The following is an 18,688-nucleotide window of genomic DNA, read 5'->3' on the forward strand; positions in this document are numbered from 1 at the left end:
TATATGAAAAAAAATAGGTTTATATCTAGTGGATACATAAGTGTAAGAGAGAAGAAAACAGACAATATAATAAAATTAGTTAGTATTATCCTATATGTAATTTTAATATTAAATTTATTTTTTCTTAAAATTAACATGGATAAAATACATAGTTATGAAATGCATAAAAAAGAAAATAAAAGCCTTATAGAGAAAGAATTTAAAAGAGAAATAGTAGCTATTGAAAAATTTAATGATTTGACTAAAAATTTAAATTTAGATAGCTTCCATATTAAATTTATTAATATCAATGAAGATTCTATTGAACTAGAAATATTTATTGAGGATAAAAAACATTATATAAACGCAGTAAAAATAATTGAAAATAAATATAGTATTAAATATTTATCTCCTATAATTTATGAAAAGGAGAAGAAATATTTCAAGGTAGTATTATGAAGAGATTTAAATTGTTAAAACTTAATATATTGATAACAGTAACAGCTGTAATAGTAATTACTAATTTGTATTTATATAATTTTTATAGTAATATAACCAAAGAGGTAATTGGAGATTATAAATCAAAAGATGATAAAAAGAATTATGGATTTGTAGATGCTTTAGAAACAATATTATCTTATGAGAGTTTGAATATTGTTGAAATGAGCATGGATGGTGAACTATGTAGTTATAAAGTGAGCTTTAATGGTAGCTACAAAGAGTTTGTACCCATTGTTAATTATTTAAAAGGATTTCAATCTGTAGAATCCCTTAATAATATACTTATTATTCCTAACGAAAAAATTACTTTTGATATTACCTTTATTAAGAATAAATAATTATTGTTTTAGGAGCATATAATGATAAAGGAATTAAATAAAAATATAATTTTTATTGGTATGAGTCTTAGTGGAAAAACTACTTTAGGATATGAAGTCAGTAAGAAGCTTTGCTACAATTTTATTGATACAGATAAGTTGATAGAAGAACGAGAAAATAATACCATAAATAATATTTTTCTTTTAAAGGGAGAGCAGTATTTTAGACAGTGTGAAAAAAATCTATTAAATGATTTTAAAAAAACTAAGAGAACTTTAATAAGCACAGGTGGTGGTTTTCCAATTTTCAATGACAACATGAAAACTTTAAAAGATATAGGGATAGTTATATTTTTAAAGGTAGACCTAGAACTTCTTATAAAGAGAGGAAAAAATACTGTGGATAGACCCCTTTTAAAATGTGATTATGATAAGAAATTAAAAAATATATACAACGAAAGAATAAAAATATATAGTAAAGCACACATGACTATAGAGCTATCGGAGAATGAAGAAGAAAATATGGATTTAATAATAAATAATATAAGAAAATTTTAGAGCTTTAAGCATGTTTAAAAATAGTTTAGTTATATTTTTCGTTTTTAATTTCCACAGAAGAAACTTTATTATAAAAGCTGGAATACTATATAAATTAAATTTTTAACTAGGAAATCTATAATGTATTTTATTTCATAGGTATTAATAAATTATATTAACAATTTTCTCAATTACAATTGCAAATAGTATTGAGTTTTGGTAAAATAATATTATTAGCGACTATGATAAGGTGGTTCAAAATATGAATATTTTAGTTGTAAATGGTCCCAATCTTAATTTGTTAGGAAATAGAGAAAAGAGCATTTATGGAGACTTAACATTACAACAAATTAATGAAGAAATTAAAAATAGATTTAAAGATGCCAACATAAATATTGATTTTTATCAAAGCAATTATGAGGGTGATATTATTTCTAAATTACATAGTGCTATAGATGTATATGATGGAGTAGTTATAAATCCTGGAGCATATTCTCATTATAGTATTGCTATTCTAGATGCCATAAGAGCCTATAATATTATTACTATTGAGGTTCATCTTAGTAATATTTACAAAAGGGAAGAGTATAGAAGAAATAGTGTTATAAGCGAAGGGTGTTATGGTGTCATAAGTGGATTTGGACATTATGGATATATTATGGCTATAGAAGCGATAATAAACACCTTGCAAAAATAAACTTAAAATTAAGTTTATTTTTTTGCCCTAAGGATTATGGATTTATTAAAATTAATGATTTAGAGGTCTATTTAGAAAAAACTATTTCATATGCATGTGATATAAAAAATACCGTATTTTTTATATATACAGGTTATAAATTTAACGTATTTAAATAGATTTAGAGAGTTGTTTGTTTTAATTTTTAGGACAATAAATTGTCTGACAAACACAGCTCTTACTAGCTTTGTATATAGCTATAAATTGGTATTAATTTATTTTAAATAGGTTATAATAAATATAATTAACAAATGTTTAACTATTTATATTAGGAGGTAACATTAATGATTTCAGCTGGAGATTTAAGAAAAGGAACGACTTTTGAAGAGGGTGGACAAGTTTTTACAGTTATAGAATTTTTACATGTAAAACCAGGTAAAGGTGCGGCTTTCGTTAGAGCAAAATTAAGAAACGTTTTAACTGGAGGAGTTACTGAAACAACTTTTAACCCAACTGCTAAATTACAAGAAGCAGTAATAGAAAGAAAAGAAATGCAATATTTATATTCTGATGGAGAATTATATTACTTCATGGATCAAGAAACTTTTGAACAAATTCCACTAAATTATGAAAAAGTTGAAGATGCTATAAAGTTCTTAAAAGAAAACATGTTTGCAATAATTAAGTTTTATAAAGGAGAAGCTTTCTCAGTAGAAGCTCCAAACTTTGTAGAATTAGTAATTACTCATACAGAACCAGCAGTTAAAGGAAATACTGCTACAAATGTTTTAAAACCTGCTACTGTAGAAACAGGAGCAATTGTTCAAGTACCATTATTTGTTAATGAAGGTGAAACTATAAGAGTAGATACAAGATCAGGCGAATATATGGAAAGAGTTTAATATTAAAATTATAAAGAGTCAATTTAGAAATATTCTAAATTGACTCTTTTATATTTCCATTCTAAAAATAACTAATCATAATATATAGGATTCATTAGTGAAAATTTAATTTATGTAATATTTTAATTTCCACAACAAAAAATTTTCACTATGAATTAAAAATTAAGAATTGAAGATGAAAAGTTATGGTTAAAACTCCACTGCTAAAGCCTTCGGAGTTTTTTAAAAATAAATTTTATTTTAAGAAATTAGTTTGATTAAAACTAATTTCAACCTTAATTGTGAATTTTGAATTGTGCATTATTTTAAGTTGTGAATTAAAATATTTAATGGTGTAGATATATTCAGCTATACATTAATTTTTAAGGTAGTTTATTTATATATTATATATTGTATTAAAAGACCAGATAGTACCACTATCTGGTTCTATTATTTTTTGATAGAAAATATTCCTAGAATTCTTGAACGATTATTTTATTTTAGATTCATTAAAAAATATAAATACTAGTAATAATTTGTCCACCATCTAAATAATAATGAAGTATGAAAGGGTGATAAAAATGGCAAAAGAAATACTAGATATATTACCTAAAAGTATTAGAGATCTTTTAGAGAGTACTGTAGATATAAATAAGCTACAGGAAATTAGATTAAAAGTGAATAGACCATTATATGTTTATTCTAATAATAATGAAAAATCTTTTCATTATAAAACATCTTTAGAAGAGATGAAATATGTTCTTCAAAAAATAAGCAATTATTCTATATATGCTTTTGAGGATGAAATTAAACAAGGGTATATAACTATAAAAGGTGGACATAGAGTTGGATTATGTGGAACGGTAGTGACGGAAAATAACATAATAAAAACTATAAAGAATATCGTTTCTGTAAATATAAGGGTTGCAAGAGAAGTAATAGATTGTTCTAAAGAAATATTACCTTATATGATAGAGGAAAATAATGTTTTAAACACTATAATTATATCTCCACCTAAATGTGGTAAAACAACTATCCTTAGAGATATATGTAGAGTGTTATCTACAGGAAGCAGCAGTTTAAAGCTTACAGGAAAAAATATAACTATTGTAGATGAAAGAAGTGAATTAGGAGCTTGTTATAATGGAATACCTCAAATGAATATTGGAGATAGAACAGATATTTTGGATAATTGTCCTAAAAGCCAAGGAATAATAATGGCAATTAGAAGTATGTCTCCACAGATAATAATTTGTGATGAAATAGGAACCTCAAGTGATATGGAAAGTATAATTGCAGCTTTAAATTCTGGAGTTAATTTAATCACTACAATTCATGGATTTGATGTGGAAGATTTATATAAGCGTCCAGTGTTTAGAGAAGTTATGGAAAATGGTGTATTTAAACGAGCAATAGTATTAAGTAATAGAAAAGGGGTAGGTACTATTGAATACGTATATGACTTTACAAAGAGAGGAGAAATAAGAGGTGATTACAAATGTTAAAATTAGTAGGTTCTTTTATGATTTTAATATCCGCTTCTCTTATCGGATATTTGTATGGTGAAAATCTTAAAAAAAGGGTCATACATTTAAGGGAATTAGAAGGAGCTATATATCATTTAAAAAATGAAATAAGTTATAGTCATGCATTGCTACAAGATGGACTTATAACTGTAGCGGAAAAGACAAAAAGTCCAGTAAATAAAGTTTTTTACAGTGTATCTAATATGTTAAGAAAACATGAGTGTGATAGTGTATATGAAGCTTTTATAAAATCCTTTGAGGATAATAAAGAAAGTTTAGAGTTAACTAAAGAAGATATAGGGATATTTCTAAGTTTGGCTAAGACTTTAGGGGAAATAAGTTTAGAAGGTCAGGAAGAAATGTTTAAGCTGACAATTATAAATTTAGAAAAAGCCATAAAAAATGCAGAGCAGTCCTTAGAGAAGAATTTAAAAATGTATAGATATTTAGGCTTTACTATAGGTGCTATGGTAGTAATAGTTCTTATTTAGGGGGATGAGATAATGTTAGATTTCAATTTAATATTTAAAATTGGAGCAGTAGGAGTTGTTCTTATAATAATAGATAAGGTTTTAAAAAGTGGTGGTAAGGAAGAATATGCTGTAATAGCAAATTTTGCAGGAATAATAATAATTTTGATGATGATAATAAGCCTAATAAGCAAACTTTTCACATCAATACAAACTCTATTTTATTTCTAAAAGGAGGACACTATGGAAATATTACAAATAGTAGGTTTTGCATTTTGTGCTCTCTTTATTACTCAAACCATTAAAGGGAAAAGAGATGATATTGCATTATTTGTGAGTTTAGTAGCAGGAATAATAATATTTTTATTTATGATAAGTAAGCTGACAGTTGTAATAAATTTTCTTCAAACATTAGCAAATAAAGCAAATATTGATGTAATTTATATAGATACAGTATTTAAAATTTTAGGAATAGCTTATTTATCTTCATTTTGTAGTGAGGTATGTAAGGATGCCGGGGAAAACAGCATAGCATCTAAGGTTGAATTTGCAGGAAAAATATTAATACTTACTTTAGCAATGCCAATACTTATGGGAGTTATGCAAACTATATTAAAGATAATGTAGAGGTAGAATATGAAGAGGTTTTTGTTAGTATTAGCTATTATATTGTGGTTACCTTTTAATGTACAAGCTATAGAGGATACCACTGGATTAACAGAAGAACAAAATGTACAAATAGAAAAACTATATGATTATATAACTAATATACAAAGTGAATATGAAATATTAAACAATATGAATCCAAAAGAATTTGTAAAAAACTATATAAAAAATGGAGATAGTGGACTATCTATGAAAGAGCTATTTAAATACTTTTCCACATATGCATTTAAAGAGGTTTTAGTTGCTTTTAAATTAGTAGGTTCATTAATAATTGTAGCTATCGTATGTGCACTTTTAAATAATCTCCAAAATGCATTTAGTAATGAAAGTTTGACTAATATTGCTTATTTTGCTTGTTATTCTGTGATGATAATTCTAATTGTAAAGGGATTTTATATAGGTGTAACCTTAGCTAAGGATGCAATTATGGAAATGAGTAATTTTGTAGCTGCATTATTCCCTATATTAATGATGCTTTTAGCTAGCGTTGGAGGTTTTGTAGAAGCAACTTTAATGGATCCAATAATAATGGGAATAAGTAGTGTAGGAGCAAGATTTTATGCTACTGTACTAATACCAATAATTTGCATGAGTTTTGTATTGGAATTTGTTAATAATATTTCTGATGATTATAAAGTAAATAATTTATCAAACCTTCTTAGAAAATCAGCATTATGGACACAAGGAATATTTATGACTGTTTTTATAGCAATAATAACCATAAGAAGTATTGCGGCCAAAAGTCTTGATTTAGTAACTATGAAAACTGCAAAATTTGCAGTTGATAGCTTTATACCTGTAGTAGGTAAAACATTATCTGATGCTATTTCTACAGTAGCAGGTTACACAGTGCTTTTAAAAAATGCTATAAGCTCTATAGGTTTAATTGTAATAATAGTAATAATGCTACTTCCAATAATAAAAATACTAATTATGGCACTTATATATAAGCTTACTGCAGCTTTAATAGAGCCTATAAGTGATAAAAAAGTTGTTTCAGTGATTGATTCAGCTGGGAATTCTCTTATCATGATAAATTCTTGCATAATAAGTGTAAGCATAATGTTCTTCATAATGATTACCATTGTAGCTTCTACAGGAAAAAGTATTATAATGCTGTGAGGATAGGGTGATGAAAGGATGATAGATTCTCTAAAACAATGGATAATAAATATCTGTACTGCAGTGTTTTTTATTACAGCAGTACAGATGATATTACCAGATAATAAACTGAAAAAATATTGTAAATTTGCATTAGGTTTAATATTAGTAGTTATAATTTTAAATCCAATTGTTAAGCTTTTAAATTCTGAGGCAGACATTCATAGGCAGATTGAAAATTCTGCTGCATATATATTTGAAGAAAAGTATGAAGCAGATTATGAAAAATATAGACAAGCTAATGTAGAAAACACTATTAAAAATTTTGAGCAGAATATGGAAATACAGTGTTCAAAGGATTTACAAGATAAATATGGTAATAAAAAGTTTAATACAAAAGTAGAGGCTTCCTTTATTAAAGAATCTAATAGTTTTCAAATTGATAGTATAGAAGTTGGATTAAATGATAGCACTGTTGAAAAGATAAAGAAAGTAGAAATAGGAAGTGATAGTGTAACAGTGGATAAAGTTCAAGATTTGCAGGATGAAAATGCACTAGAAATAAAGAGGTATATCAGCTCTAAGTATAGTGTATCTGAAGAGATTATATATGTTTATAAAGAAAATTCATTATATAACAGCAATTAATTATATTAAACCTATGAATAAAAAAGGAGGAATAACTGTGAATTTTGATAGGCTCAAAAATATACTAATGGATTTTAACAAAAGTAAAAATAATAAGAATACTGGAATAAATAATCCTAATGAGGGAAAAAATAACTTAACAAGTAAAAAACTAAATTCAAACAACAAAACTTTCAATTTAATTTTACTTTTATTGGCTGGAATAGCTTTAACAATTGTAGGAAGCTTTTTTAAAGATACAAAAGCTTCTAATATGGTCAATAATGATAACAATAATAAACAACAAGAAGCTAGTATTATAGAAGCAAAAATGTCTTACAAAGAAAAAGTTCAAAATGAACTAATAAGCATTTTAGGAAAAATTGAAGGTGTTGGGAAGATAGAGGCAATGATTTATTTTGATGGTGGGGAAGAACAAGTTCCAGCATTTAATGTGAATGATTCAAAAAGTACCACAAAAGAAAAAGATACCGGTGGAGGGGAAAGGGATATAACACAGGAGAATGGTGGAAGTACTGTTGTGATGTCTAATGATGGAGGAAAAACAGAACCATTAATAGTTAAAACTTATAATCCTAAAATAACTGGTATATGTATAGTAGCTGAAGGTGCAGGAGATAAAGTAACAGAGCTTAGAGTACGTCAAGCAGTTACTAATCTTTTCGGTTTAGAGGAAGAAAAAGTGCAGGTATATCCTATGAAAAATTAGCATATAATGAGTTAGAAATAAAATTTTGGGGGGAATATAAATGAATAAAAAACAAACTGTAATTATTTCTGCATTGCTATTAGTTATAGTATTATGTGGATATGCGGCAACTAAGGTAAATGGACCACTATATGTAACTGATGATCAATTCATAGGAGAAACAGTTAAAGAAGAAAAAACTAAGACTACAAGTAGTACTAATTATTTTACAGAATCAAGACTAAGCCGTGAACAAGGTAGAAATAAGGCTATTCAAACCTTAAAAACTTTATTAGATGATGAAAATACTCCTGCTGAGCAAAAAGCTGAAGCTGCTGAAGAGTATAAGAATTTAGCACTTAGAACAGATAAAGAAACTAATATCGAGCTTGCTTTAAAAGCACAAGGCTTTGAGGAAGCAGTATGCGAATTAGAAGATAGTAAAGCTAACATAGTTGTAAAAATTGATAAAGAATTAACTGATCAACAAATAAGACAAGTAAAAGATGTGGTAATGAATAAAGCTAACATTAAAGACATAAAAATAAAGGCTATGGAATAATATTTGTAATATAATTCTTTATCTGATATAATATTTTTAACAACTTTTACCTATGTAAATGTAAGGGGGTACTGATATGGAAGAAAATAAAATACATGAGGAAATCAACGATATGGAAATGGGTATTGTAAAAATATCTGACGAGGTAGTTAGTGTAATTGCTGGAATAGCGGCGTCTGAAATAAAAGGTATTACTGGAATGAGTGCTAGCTTAGTAGGAGAAATTAGCCAAATCTTTGGAGGAAAGAAAAATGCTTCTAAAGGAGTTAAGGTTAGTTTAGAAGAGGATAGTGCTGTTATTGATCTATATATTACAGTTGAGTATGGAGTTAAGATATCTGAAGTTGCGGAAAAAGTTCAAAATAATGTAAGAAGAACTGTAGAAACAATGACAGGCTTAACGGTATCAGCAGTTAATGTTTTTGTACAAAATGTTATACTCCCTAAATCAGATAAGGAAGATGCAAAAGAGAACTAGCAATAAACACCCTCTGATAAAGAGGGTGTTTTTATGTTTAGTTTTCTTTTATTGTGTCAACTATTTATGATATAATTATTTTTAGGTTGAAAATAATTATATCATAGGTTATTGTATATATCGGTAATAAAAATAATGAGATAAAATTTAAAGATATTTGATGTAATACATATTATTTCAGGACTTAATGCATAGACGAATATAGCTGACCCTTTAGAAATTTCAATTCACAACTTTAATCAATGGAGAATTGAGAATGGACAATTGACAATTATGGNNGAAATTAGTTTTAATCAAACCAATTTCTTTAATAGATTTTTTAATAAAAGCGACTGTGTTACGTGAAAAGAAATCAATTGAAAACTTCTCTTATAAAAGAGAAATATCAATAATTATCCATTGTCAATAGTCAGTTCATATTACATAAGGTGGAGTTTTTAATAATTTAATAACACGATTATATAAATTTATAGATTAAATTGGTAAGTAGTACATCTACATATAAGGTATAATAATTATAATTTAAATTTCAACATATAATTAAAAATGACATAAATTAATAATTACATATTAGGAGGCAATTTATGAATAGAAAAAAATCAAGAGAAATAGCTATGCAGCTATTATTTGAAATGTCAATAAATAAAGAAAGTTATACTGATATAATTGAAAGCTTTAAAGAAAATACTGACATAAAATTGGATGATGTGGATTTTGGATACATAATAAGAATTTTAAAGGCTGTTAATGAAAACATGACTTTAATTGATGAAACTATAGAAAAAAATTTAGTTAAATGGAGCCTAAATAGATTATCAAAAATGAATTTAGCAATACTTAGAATAGCAGTTTGTGAAATTTTGTTTGAAGATGATATTCCTGAAAAGGTATCAGTTAATGAAGCTATAGAACTTGCAAAAAAATATGGAGAAGATAATGCTTCCTCCTTTATTAATGGAGTATTAAATAGTATAATTAAAGGTAAATAAAGGAGCTGAAATAAAATAACTAGTTAAGAAGATAAAATATTTTATTCTAGACGGTTCTATAGGTTACCCTGATAGTAACACTATAGACACACTAGTGGAAAAGTATCATAATTAACTAATTATTTTTCTATGCTTATTTAGATATTAAAAAGGGGGAATACTACAATGGGTATGAAAATTGATGGAAAACAAATTGCTGTGACTCATAGAGAAAACATAAAAGCTAGAATTGAAGAAAAAACATTAGTAGGTGTAAGAAAGCCGTCGATGGTAGCTATTTTAGTAGGAAATGATGGTGGATCTATTTCTTATATGAAAAATCAACAAAAGCTTAGTGAATCCCTAGGTGTAAGTTATAACTCTTTAATATTAGATGAAACTATTACACAGGAAGAACTTATAGATAAAATTAAAGAGTTAAATAATGATAATGCAGTAGATGGAATAATTCTTCAATTACCCCTACCAAAGAATTTTGATGAAAAAGAAGTAACTTCAGCAATCTGTCATAATAAAGACATAGATGGATTAACAGATATTAATACAGGAAGACTATACAAAGGAGAAAAATGCTTTATTCCTTGTACTGCTAAAAGCGTACTTGAGCTTATTAAGTATGTTGATAATGATATTAAAGGAAAAAATGCAGTAGTTATAGGAAGAAGTAATATAGTAGGGAAGCCAGTAGCACAGCTTTTATTAAATGAAAATGCTACTGTTACTATATGTCATTCTAAAACAAAAAACTTAAAAGAAGTTTGTAAAGAAGCTGATATATTAGTTGCTGCAATAGGTAGACCAGGATTTGTGACAAAAGATTTTATAAAAGATGGAGCAATTGTTATAGATGTTGGAACTACAATGGTAGATGGAAAGATTAAAGGAGATGTATGCTATGACGAAGTGTTAGAGGTAGCATCTCATGTAAGTCCAGTACCAGGAGGAGTGGGCGCTATGACAACAACTATGTTATTAAAAAATACCTGTGAGGCGTGGAATAAAAATGTATAAAAAAATAATTAGTGTTACCGCATTAAATAGTTATATTAAAAAGACTATTGATAATGACTTTATACTTAGTAATTCTAATGTTAAAGGAGAATTATCTAATGTAAAAATTCATAGCAGTGGACACATTTATTTTTCTTTAAAAGACCATTCTTCTAAAATAAACTGCGTTATGTTTAAAAGTAATGCAAACTCATTAACATTCATACCGGAAAATGGTATGAATGTTGTTGTTAGTGGAAGAATATCTGTATATGAAAAAGAAGGTGTGTATCAACTATATTGTAATAGTATGGATGTAGATGGACAAGGTGAACTATATGTAGCCTTTGAAAAGTTAAAGAAAAAATTAGAAGCGGAAGGAATTTTCGACTCTTCTAGAAAAAAAGAATTACCTATTTTCCCTAGGACTATAGGAGTTATAACCTCACCTACAGGAGCAGCTATTAGGGATATTATAAATGTATCAACTAGAAGAAATCCTAAAGTTAATTTACTTATATATCCTTCCTTAGTTCAAGGAGCTAATGCTAGTCAAGATATAGTAAGAGCTATAGAGTGTTTAAATAAAATAGAAGATGTAGATGTAATAATTTTGGCTAGAGGAGGAGGATCTATTGAAGAACTATGGCCTTTTAATGAAGAAATGGTAGCAAGAGCTATTTCAGATTCTATAAAGCCTATAGTTACAGGTGTAGGTCATGAAACGGATTACACTATAAGTGATTTTGTTAGTGATAAGAGAGCTGCAACCCCGTCACAAGCAGCAGAATTTACAGTTCCAGTTTTAAAGGATTTAGAAGAGAGATTAATGGGGTATAAAGGATTAATTAATATAAATATAGATAAAAAAATTAAAGAAGAAAAAAATAAATTAAATTTATATATAAAGACTCTTCAATTAAACAGTCCAGAAAATTATGTTATTAATCAGTATCAGACTATAGATAAATTTAAAAATTTATTAGATAATAAAATTGAGAGTATATTGGAAAAGCAACTATTAAAAATTTCTAAAAGCTATGAATTGCTAAGTGCTCATAATCCATTAAATGTACTAAATAAGGGGTATGCATTAGTTGAAGATGAAAATAATAATTTAATAACTTCAATTAAATCCTTAAAAGCAAAAGAGCAAATTAAAATTTTATTGAAAGATGGTAGTGGTGATTTTAAAGTTCAGTATAAGGAGAATGTTTAATGGCAAGAAAAAAAGAAAGTTATGAAGATAAATTAATGAAATTGACAGAAATAATCTCTGACATGGAGAGCAGTGAGCTAACTTTAGAAGATTCTATGAAACAATATGAAGCAGGAATTAAACTTTGTAATGAACTTTACAAAATGTTAAATGAATATGAAGGAAAGATTAAGTTATTATCCAATGGTGAAGAAAAGGATTTTAATTTTGAAGAAGTTGATTAATTCTAATTATTATTAAGTATATTACCTTTTATTTATATCAAATTTTTAAAAAAGAAATATGTACAATTGATAAATGGTAAAGTTTCTATTATTAATTGTATATAATGGAAAGGAAATGGAAATGTTTATAAAAGATTATAAAAATTTAATAGAAACATGGATAAATGAATATTTCGAAAACAAGTCATCAGAAAATAAAGGGTATTTTGAGCCAATGATTTATAGTTTAAATATAGGTGGAAAAAGAATCAGACCTATACTTTTACTTTTAGTTTATGGATTATATAAAGAAGATTATTTGGAAGCATTACCTTTTGCAGCAGCCATGGAGATGATTCATACATATTCTTTAATACATGATGACTTACCTTCTATGGATAATGATGAATTAAGAAGAGGAATGGCAACAAACCATATTAAATTTGGAGAAGCTAGAGCTATTTTAGCTGGTGACGGTCTACTAAATGAAGCTATGATAATAATGTTTAAGGAATGCTTAAAGTGTGAGGAAAGAAAAATAAAAGCTTCTAATGTTATAACTAATGCTTCAGGAGCAGAAGGAATGATATTAGGACAAATTATAGATATAGAAAGTGAAAATGAAAAAATATCAGAAGAAACAATGCTTAAAATGCATAAAAATAAAACGGGACAACTTATAAAAGCTTCAATTATAAGTGGAGCAATTTTAGGTGGTGCAACAGAAGAAGAAATTCATATTTTAGGAGAGTATGGGGATAAATTAGGATTAGCTTTCCAAATAAAAGATGATATATTAGATACTATTGGAGATGAAATCTTAATAGGAAAAAGCCTAAGTGATAGTAGCAATGATAAGACAACTTTTGTTAAAATGTATGGTTTAGAAAAATGTATAAATTTATGTGAAGAAATTACTAAAGAATGCTTTGAATTATTAAATAAACTTAATAAAAACACACCTTTATTGAGTGAATTAACCATGTTTTTATTAGAGCGTCAATATTAATTTAAAAGAGATTTTTAAGTGGAATTTACGATTTTGACATTTTTATTTCATATGGTATAATGTGTTTCAAAAGGTGGTGCAGTATTCTAGTCAGGTAAGTATTTTTGAGGACGGGGCTAAAAATCCGTTAAAGAGCATATCGATGAAGTTCCTTGTGCTGGCTTATAACGCCCAGTTGTGGGTTGGTGCTGGGAGTAAGGTTGTGGGGCAATCGCAAAGGCATGCGACATTGACCCTACATCCGTGGAGACCATTGTATGTGCTTTGGAAGAGATATCTAAAGTACGGCAATGGATTAAACCTGTATTGTGGTAAACTTAGCTATGTGCAGAGTAGCTTGCCTTGAGTGGGGTGGGTAGAGGTGAGAACAAACCAATATGCTTAGGCCAAAGCATTGCGGTTATTGCTCACTAAAACCTATGCTGCAAAAGAGGATAAAAAAATACCTAACTGTTGAGGAAATCTCCTAGACTGTTTATTTTATAAAACATATTAGGGATTGTAGTGTGGACTAAGTGGTAATCTAGCCCTGTAGATTTGGTAACACTATAGATAGAGCATTAAAAGGAAACTACTGAAATGGCGACATTTTAGTTGCTCTATGGGAAATCCTGCTGGACCTAAGCCGCAAAATTTACTTAATATGTTACCACTTTTTGATTTTTTTGGAGGATTATATTGAGTAAAGATAGATGTAAAAAAAGAAATAAAAATTCAAAAAAAGAGGGTAAAAAAAAAGAAAATCGTTGGATTTTTATAATTATTNNCTCAGTTTCACTCTTATCTGAAGCTACACTATCACAGGTAAATGTACCAATAGCTATAGGAATATTACTTTTTATTGTTTTATTAGGAGTTATCTTTGATATAGTGGGTACTGCTGTGACTGCTGGTAATGAAGTGCCATTTCATTCAATGGCATCTCAAAAAATAGGGGGAGCCAATATAGCTGTAAAATTAATGAGAAATGCTAGCAAGGTTTCTAATTTTTGCAACGATGTTGTAGGCGATATATGTGGTATAATAAGTGGATCTGTAGGCGTAGTTATAGTAGAAAAAATTAAACATTTATACCCAACCTTAAATTATGTATTTATAGCAGCTATAGTTAGCGCTATAATTGCTTCTATGACCGTAGGGGGAAAAGCTATGGGGAAGAAATTTGCTATTGCAAAAAGCAATGATATAATTTTTACGGTTGCAAAAATATTACATTTTGTAAAAAGAGGATAAAAAAATGACAAAATACTTACATAGTTATAGTGATTTTAGCAGTATAAGAGAGATGAATATACAGGAATTAAATGAGTTTGCTCAAGAAATACGCCAATTTTTAATAGAAAAAGTTTCAAAAACAGGAGGCCACTTAGCTTCTAATTTAGGTGTAGTTGAGCTAACTATTAGTTTATTTAATGTTTTTAATTTTGATAAAGATAAAGTTATATGGGATGTAGGACACCAGTCTTATGTTCATAAAATTTTGACAGGAAGAAAAGATAAATTTGCTGGTTTAAGGAATTATGGAGGAATAAGTGGTTTTCCTAAAAGAGAAGAAAGTAAATATGATTTTTTTGAAACAGGTCATAGTAGTACTTCACTATCTGCAGCTATAGGAATGGCACGTGCAAGAGATTTAAAAGGGGAAAAAAATGATATTATTGCAGTCATTGGTGATGGTGCTTTAACTGGAGGTATGGCCTTAGAAGCATTAAATGACGTAGGTGATAAAAAAACTAAACTTATTATAATATTAAATGATAACCAAATGTCTATATCTAAAAATGTAGGGGGAGTATCTACTTATTTAAGTCAAATAAGAATGGATTCTTTTTATAATAAAATGAAAAGCGATGTTACATCAACATTAGAAAAAATACCTACTGTTGGAAAAGGAATGGTAAATTCTATACATAAAATTAAAGATGGTTTAAAGCAAATTTTAGTACCAGGAATGTTTTTTGAAGATATGGGTATTAAATATATTGGACCTATTGATGGACATAATATAAAAGAGGTAAGCAAGGTATTAAAAATGGCTAAAAATATAAATGGGCCAGTTGTAATACATACATTAACCACCAAGGGAAAAGGATATTCTTTTGCTGAAAAATCCCCACATAAGTTTCATAGCATGGGACCTTTTAATTGCAATAATGGGAAATGTGCTCCTAGTAAACAAAAGAGTTACTCATCAGCTTTTGGAGAGGAACTTATAAATATAGCAAAGGAGAAAAAAGAGGTAGTAGCAATTACTGCTGCTATGCCTGAGGGAACTGGATTAGGGGATTTTGCTAAAGAATTTCCTAAAAGATTTTTTGATGTTGGAATTGCAGAACAACATGCAGTAACTATGGCTGCTGGTATGGCATCAGCAGGATTAAGACCAGTATTTGCGGTGTATTCAACTTTTCTTCAAAGAGCTTATGATCAGGTTCTTCATGATGTAGCATTGCAAAATTTACCGGTAGTTTTTGCTATTGATAGAGCTGGGCTAGTGGGACAAGATGGAGAAACTCACCAAGGAATATTTGATTTATCTTATCTATCACATATACCTAATATGACAATAATGAGTCCTAAGTGTGTAGATGAACTTAAAACTATGCTTAACTTTGCAGTAAGTGAAAATTACCCCATAGCTATAAGATATCCTCGCGGCGGAGATAATGAAAATATACATTTATCTCCTATAAGGAAACTTATAAAGGGTAAATGGGAAGTGCTTCAAGAGATGAAAGGTAAAATAGCATTAGTAGCTACTGGAAAAATGGTTCAAAGTGCTATTTTAGTTAGAGAGAAACTTCTACAAAATAATATTGAAAGTACAGTGGTGAATGCTTGCTTTATTAAACCTTTAGACAAAAATTTAATAAAGGAACTTATAGAAAGTGGATATAGTATTGTAACTATTGAAGACAATGTAATATCTGGTGGATTAGGTAGTAATGTTCTTCAATATGTAAATAGTATTTCAAAAAATACTAAGGTTATAAACCTGGGATTTAATGATAAATTTATAACTCATGGTTCAGTAGATACCTTATATAAAATGTATAATTTAGATGTTGAAGGTATTTATAATAATATTATAAATCTTCTATAAAGGAGTTTATATGTGTAACAACAAGATAAGATTAGATGTTTTAGTCTATAATAAAAAAATTGCTAATTCTAGAGAAAAAGCTAGAGAGTACATAATTGATGGCAAAATTTATGTTAATAATATAAAGGAAACAAAATGTGGCAAGAAATTTGATGAAAATGTACTAATAGAGTTTAAAGGAGAAGTTATGCCCTATGTTAGTAGAGGAGGGCTAAAGCTTGAAAAAGCTTTAAAAATTTTTTCAATTGATTTAGAGGAAAAAATTTGTTTAGATATTGGAGCATCTACTGGCGGTTTTACTGACTGTATGCTTAAGCATAGAGCTAAAAAAATTTACGCTATTGATGTTGGGACTAATCAATTGGTGGAAGACCTTAGGAGAAATTCTAGGGTAGTTTCTATGGAAAATACTAATGTTAGATATTTAAGTTTTGAAGACATTGGAGAGTATTGCGATTTTGCATCAATAGATGTTTCTTTCATATCTTTAAAAAAGGTAATTCCATCTGTGGTAGGTCTATTAAAAGATGATGGAATATGTGTTGCTCTTATTAAGCCTCAATTTGAAGTTGGAATAGGAAAAGTAAATAAAAAAGGTGTTGTTAAAAAACCAGACATTCATAAAGAAGTTATAATTAAAATCGTAGAGTTTCTTAAAGAAATAGGTCTTAAAATAATAAATTTAGATTATTCTCCTATTAAGGGACCCAATGGTAATATTGAATATTTAATAGAATTTACTAAGAATCATAATAATAAGGAAAAATTTAGTTATGACCTTATTTCGAAGGTTGTAAATTCATCTCATTTTACATTATCTATGGAGGAGATATGAAAAAAATAGGTATAAATATTAATTCAACAAAAGATAAAGAAGGTAAAACAATAAAGTATGTTGAATTAATAGTAAGAAAATACTTTATAAATTGTGAAATATACAAATTCTATGATGCTCTTCATTTAGAAGAAGAAAAGAATAAGGATCTAGACTTATTGATAGCCTTAGGTGGAGATGGAACTATTTTAAGAGCTGCAAGAGCAGTAGAGAAATTTGAGACTCCTATACTGGCAGTAAATATAGGTCATTTGGGTTTTTTATCTAGTATAGAATTGTCCGACTTTGAAGAGGCAGTTAAAAGGATACTTAATAAAGAATTTCGCATTGATGATAGGATGATGATAAAATGTTCACTTCCTAAAAGCAATAGTGAATATTATTATACAGCCTTAAATGATATTGTTGTATCAAAAGGAACTTTATCCAGAGCCATTAGTTATTATATATATATAGATAATACTTTTTATATAAATTATAAGGCTGATGGATTAATTATTAGTACCCCAACAGGGTCTACTGCATATTCATTATCAGCAGGAGGTCCTATAATTTATCCAACTTTGGATATTATATCAATAACACCAATTTGTCCAATTTCAGTAGGGATTAAAACTATAGTATTGCATTCGGAAAATAAGATTAATATTAAAATAAAATCTTATTCTGAAGATGCTTATTTAAATATTGATGGACAAAATGTAGTTGAACTTAATCATGATGAAGAAGTATTTGTAGAAGTGCTATCAAGAAAATGTAAATTAATAAAATTTAATGACTATAATTATTTTAAGGTATTAAGAAAAAAAATAATTTCTAGGTCAATAGAGTGTGAAGGTGATAATTCGTGAAAAGTTTACGTCATGAAAAGATTTATGAGATCATTAAATCTAAAGATGTTGAAACTCAGGAAGAATTAGCGGAAGAACTAAGGAATGAAGGGATTAATGTAACCCAAGCAACAGTTTCTAGAGATATTAAGGAGTTAAATCTTATAAAAATTTTATCTCATAATGGAAAATACAAATATTCAGCACCAACTAAAGCAAAAAATTATAATCCAAATGCTATGGCAAATATGTTATCAAAGACTGCTTTAACTGTAGAAAAGATTGATAAGTTTTTAGTAGTTAAGACTATATCAGCTTCAGCTTCTTTAGCCGCGGAAGCACTGGACTCTTTTGAACTAGATGGAGTAGCAGGTACTATAGCTGGAGATAATACTGTTTTAGTTATTACTAGAAGCCATGAAAAAGCAGAAGAAATAGTATCACTAATTAAAAATTTGATTCATAGATAGGATGATTTAA

General features: G+C 27.8%; 24 protein-coding genes. All 24 read left to right on the forward strand.

All coding sequences use genetic code 11. The annotated features are described in order from the left end of the window. The first annotated feature begins 3 nt into the window (after positions 1–3). The 24 genes from B3603_RS06240 to B3603_RS06355 all read left to right on the forward strand — a co-directional run bounded on the left by B3603_RS06240 (position 4) and on the right by B3603_RS06355 (position 18,678). Positions 4–438 carry a hypothetical protein gene (locus B3603_RS06240; RefSeq protein WP_291562053.1) on the forward strand — a complete coding sequence of 145 codons (435 nt, stop codon included), beginning with the start codon at positions 4–6 and terminating at the stop codon, positions 436–438. Next, a complete protein-coding gene (locus B3603_RS06245) occupies positions 435–818 on the forward strand; it encodes a hypothetical protein (RefSeq protein ID WP_291562056.1) in 384 nt (127 codons plus the stop codon). The genes B3603_RS06240 and B3603_RS06245 overlap by 4 nt, the downstream gene beginning before the upstream one ends. Positions 819–839: 21 nt before the next feature. Beyond that, on the forward strand, positions 840–1,355 hold the full coding sequence (locus B3603_RS06250) for a shikimate kinase (RefSeq protein WP_291562058.1): 516 nt from the start codon (positions 840–842) through the stop codon (positions 1,353–1,355). Between the two features lie 241 nt (positions 1,356–1,596). Next, positions 1,597–2,031: a type II 3-dehydroquinate dehydratase gene (gene aroQ, locus B3603_RS06255; RefSeq protein WP_291562061.1), complete on the forward strand. Its 435-nt coding sequence runs from the start codon at positions 1,597–1,599 to the stop codon at positions 2,029–2,031. A gap of 323 nt (positions 2,032–2,354) precedes the next feature. Next, entirely contained in the window at positions 2,355–2,912 is a 558-nt protein-coding gene (gene efp / locus B3603_RS06260; protein WP_039632650.1) for an elongation factor P, read from the forward strand. A 560-nt stretch (positions 2,913–3,472) separates the two neighbouring features. Further along, positions 3,473–4,396, forward strand: coding sequence for a stage III sporulation protein AA (gene spoIIIAA, locus B3603_RS06265; protein WP_291562067.1), 924 nt, complete (start codon positions 3,473–3,475; stop codon positions 4,394–4,396). Beyond that, the gene (gene spoIIIAB / locus B3603_RS06270; protein ID WP_291562071.1) at positions 4,390–4,908 is read left to right on the forward strand and encodes a stage III sporulation protein SpoIIIAB; all 519 of its coding nucleotides are present in this window, start codon (positions 4,390–4,392) and stop codon (positions 4,906–4,908) included. Before spoIIIAA ends, spoIIIAB begins: the two co-directional genes overlap by 7 nt. A gap of 12 nt (positions 4,909–4,920) precedes the next feature. Further along, positions 4,921–5,118: a stage III sporulation protein AC gene (gene spoIIIAC, locus B3603_RS06275; protein WP_039632654.1), complete on the forward strand. Its 198-nt coding sequence runs from the start codon at positions 4,921–4,923 to the stop codon at positions 5,116–5,118. 12 nt (positions 5,119–5,130) lie between these two features. Continuing rightward, the gene (gene spoIIIAD / locus B3603_RS06280; protein ID WP_291562076.1) at positions 5,131–5,514 is read left to right on the forward strand and encodes a stage III sporulation protein AD; all 384 of its coding nucleotides are present in this window, start codon (positions 5,131–5,133) and stop codon (positions 5,512–5,514) included. 9 nt (positions 5,515–5,523) lie between these two features. Further along, entirely contained in the window at positions 5,524–6,675 is a 1,152-nt protein-coding gene (gene spoIIIAE, locus B3603_RS06285) for a stage III sporulation protein AE (RefSeq protein ID WP_291562079.1), read from the forward strand. A gap of 18 nt (positions 6,676–6,693) precedes the next feature. After that, entirely contained in the window at positions 6,694–7,302 is a 609-nt protein-coding gene (spoIIIAF, locus tag B3603_RS06290) for a stage III sporulation protein AF (RefSeq protein WP_291562082.1), read from the forward strand. 67 nt (positions 7,303–7,369) lie between these two features. Next, complete coding sequence (spoIIIAG, locus tag B3603_RS06295; RefSeq protein ID WP_396152390.1) at positions 7,370–8,011, forward strand: stage III sporulation protein AG; 642 nt, start codon at positions 7,370–7,372, stop codon at positions 8,009–8,011. A gap of 40 nt (positions 8,012–8,051) precedes the next feature. Further along, positions 8,052–8,552: a SpoIIIAH-like family protein gene (locus B3603_RS06300; protein WP_291562088.1), complete on the forward strand. Its 501-nt coding sequence runs from the start codon at positions 8,052–8,054 to the stop codon at positions 8,550–8,552. 76 nt (positions 8,553–8,628) lie between these two features. Beyond that, the gene (locus tag B3603_RS06305; protein WP_291562090.1) at positions 8,629–9,030 is read left to right on the forward strand and encodes an Asp23/Gls24 family envelope stress response protein; all 402 of its coding nucleotides are present in this window, start codon (positions 8,629–8,631) and stop codon (positions 9,028–9,030) included. 584 nt (positions 9,031–9,614) lie between these two features. Next, complete coding sequence (gene nusB / locus B3603_RS06310; protein WP_291562091.1) at positions 9,615–10,019, forward strand: transcription antitermination factor NusB; 405 nt, start codon at positions 9,615–9,617, stop codon at positions 10,017–10,019. Positions 10,020–10,184: 165 nt separating this feature from the next. After that, a complete protein-coding gene (locus tag B3603_RS06315; RefSeq protein WP_291562095.1) occupies positions 10,185–11,030 on the forward strand; it encodes a bifunctional 5,10-methylenetetrahydrofolate dehydrogenase/5,10-methenyltetrahydrofolate cyclohydrolase in 846 nt (281 codons plus the stop codon). Beyond that, positions 11,023–12,228, forward strand: a complete 1,206-nt coding sequence (gene xseA / locus B3603_RS06320) for an exodeoxyribonuclease VII large subunit (RefSeq protein ID WP_291562097.1) — start codon at positions 11,023–11,025, stop codon at positions 12,226–12,228. Before B3603_RS06315 ends, xseA begins: the two co-directional genes overlap by 8 nt. Continuing rightward, positions 12,228–12,452, forward strand: a complete 225-nt coding sequence (locus B3603_RS06325; RefSeq protein WP_291562099.1) for an exodeoxyribonuclease VII small subunit — start codon at positions 12,228–12,230, stop codon at positions 12,450–12,452. Before xseA ends, B3603_RS06325 begins: the two co-directional genes overlap by 1 nt. A 121-nt stretch (positions 12,453–12,573) precedes the next feature. Continuing rightward, positions 12,574–13,440 carry a polyprenyl synthetase family protein gene (locus tag B3603_RS06330; protein WP_291562157.1) on the forward strand — a complete coding sequence of 289 codons (867 nt, stop codon included), beginning with the start codon at positions 12,574–12,576 and terminating at the stop codon, positions 13,438–13,440. Between the two features lie 678 nt (positions 13,441–14,118). Further along, a complete protein-coding gene (locus tag B3603_RS06335) occupies positions 14,119–14,673 on the forward strand; it encodes a hypothetical protein (RefSeq protein WP_291562101.1) in 555 nt (184 codons plus the stop codon). A gap of 4 nt (positions 14,674–14,677) precedes the next feature. Beyond that, positions 14,678–16,543 (forward strand): 1-deoxy-D-xylulose-5-phosphate synthase, encoded by a 1,866-nt coding sequence (gene dxs / locus B3603_RS06340; protein ID WP_291562103.1) that lies wholly within the window; start codon positions 14,678–14,680, stop codon positions 16,541–16,543. A gap of 10 nt (positions 16,544–16,553) precedes the next feature. Continuing rightward, a complete protein-coding gene (locus B3603_RS06345; RefSeq protein ID WP_291562105.1) occupies positions 16,554–17,378 on the forward strand; it encodes a TlyA family RNA methyltransferase in 825 nt (274 codons plus the stop codon). Next, a complete protein-coding gene (locus B3603_RS06350) occupies positions 17,375–18,229 on the forward strand; it encodes an NAD(+)/NADH kinase (protein WP_291562108.1) in 855 nt (284 codons plus the stop codon). The genes B3603_RS06345 and B3603_RS06350 overlap by 4 nt, the downstream gene beginning before the upstream one ends. Then, positions 18,226–18,678 carry an arginine repressor gene (locus B3603_RS06355; protein ID WP_291562110.1) on the forward strand — a complete coding sequence of 151 codons (453 nt, stop codon included), beginning with the start codon at positions 18,226–18,228 and terminating at the stop codon, positions 18,676–18,678. The genes B3603_RS06350 and B3603_RS06355 overlap by 4 nt, the downstream gene beginning before the upstream one ends. Positions 18,679–18,688 lie beyond the last annotated feature (10 nt).

Origin of the sequence: Clostridium sp. UBA2485 (assembly GCF_002341865.1) — a bacterium.
Taxonomy (GTDB): domain Bacteria; phylum Bacillota; class Clostridia; order Clostridiales; family Clostridiaceae; genus Clostridium_J.

Bases quoted from the DNA above. Each gene is read 5' to 3' on its own strand.
- xseA (WP_291562097.1), top strand. From the start codon at position 11,023: ATGTATAAAAAAATAATTAGTGTTACCGCATTAAATAGTTATATTAAA.
- efp (WP_039632650.1), top strand. From the start codon at position 2,355: ATGATTTCAGCTGGAGATTTAAGAAAAGGAACGACTTTTGAAGAGGGT.
- spoIIIAG (WP_396152390.1), top strand. From the start codon at position 7,370: ATGGATTTTAACAAAAGTAAAAATAATAAGAATACTGGAATAAATAAT.
- aroQ (WP_291562061.1), top strand. From the start codon at position 1,597: ATGAATATTTTAGTTGTAAATGGTCCCAATCTTAATTTGTTAGGAAAT.
- B3603_RS06300 (WP_291562088.1), top strand. From the start codon at position 8,052: ATGAATAAAAAACAAACTGTAATTATTTCTGCATTGCTATTAGTTATA.
- B3603_RS06245 (WP_291562056.1), top strand. From the start codon at position 435: ATGAAGAGATTTAAATTGTTAAAACTTAATATATTGATAACAGTAACA.
- spoIIIAF (WP_291562082.1), top strand. From the start codon at position 6,694: ATGATAGATTCTCTAAAACAATGGATAATAAATATCTGTACTGCAGTG.
- B3603_RS06305 (WP_291562090.1), top strand. From the start codon at position 8,629: ATGGAAGAAAATAAAATACATGAGGAAATCAACGATATGGAAATGGGT.
- dxs (WP_291562103.1), top strand. From the start codon at position 14,678: ATGACAAAATACTTACATAGTTATAGTGATTTTAGCAGTATAAGAGAG.
- B3603_RS06315 (WP_291562095.1), top strand. From the start codon at position 10,185: ATGGGTATGAAAATTGATGGAAAACAAATTGCTGTGACTCATAGAGAA.
- spoIIIAD (WP_291562076.1), top strand. From the start codon at position 5,131: ATGGAAATATTACAAATAGTAGGTTTTGCATTTTGTGCTCTCTTTATT.
- B3603_RS06325 (WP_291562099.1), top strand. From the start codon at position 12,228: ATGGCAAGAAAAAAAGAAAGTTATGAAGATAAATTAATGAAATTGACA.
- spoIIIAE (WP_291562079.1), top strand. From the start codon at position 5,524: ATGAAGAGGTTTTTGTTAGTATTAGCTATTATATTGTGGTTACCTTTT.
- spoIIIAA (WP_291562067.1), top strand. From the start codon at position 3,473: ATGGCAAAAGAAATACTAGATATATTACCTAAAAGTATTAGAGATCTT.
- spoIIIAB (WP_291562071.1), top strand. From the start codon at position 4,390: ATGTTAAAATTAGTAGGTTCTTTTATGATTTTAATATCCGCTTCTCTT.
- B3603_RS06250 (WP_291562058.1), top strand. From the start codon at position 840: ATGATAAAGGAATTAAATAAAAATATAATTTTTATTGGTATGAGTCTT.
- B3603_RS06330 (WP_291562157.1), top strand. From the start codon at position 12,574: ATGTTTATAAAAGATTATAAAAATTTAATAGAAACATGGATAAATGAA.
- nusB (WP_291562091.1), top strand. From the start codon at position 9,615: ATGAATAGAAAAAAATCAAGAGAAATAGCTATGCAGCTATTATTTGAA.
- B3603_RS06350 (WP_291562108.1), top strand. From the start codon at position 17,375: ATGAAAAAAATAGGTATAAATATTAATTCAACAAAAGATAAAGAAGGT.
- spoIIIAC (WP_039632654.1), top strand. From the start codon at position 4,921: ATGTTAGATTTCAATTTAATATTTAAAATTGGAGCAGTAGGAGTTGTT.
- B3603_RS06240 (WP_291562053.1), top strand. From the start codon at position 4: ATGAAAAAAAATAGGTTTATATCTAGTGGATACATAAGTGTAAGAGAG.
- B3603_RS06345 (WP_291562105.1), top strand. From the start codon at position 16,554: ATGTGTAACAACAAGATAAGATTAGATGTTTTAGTCTATAATAAAAAA.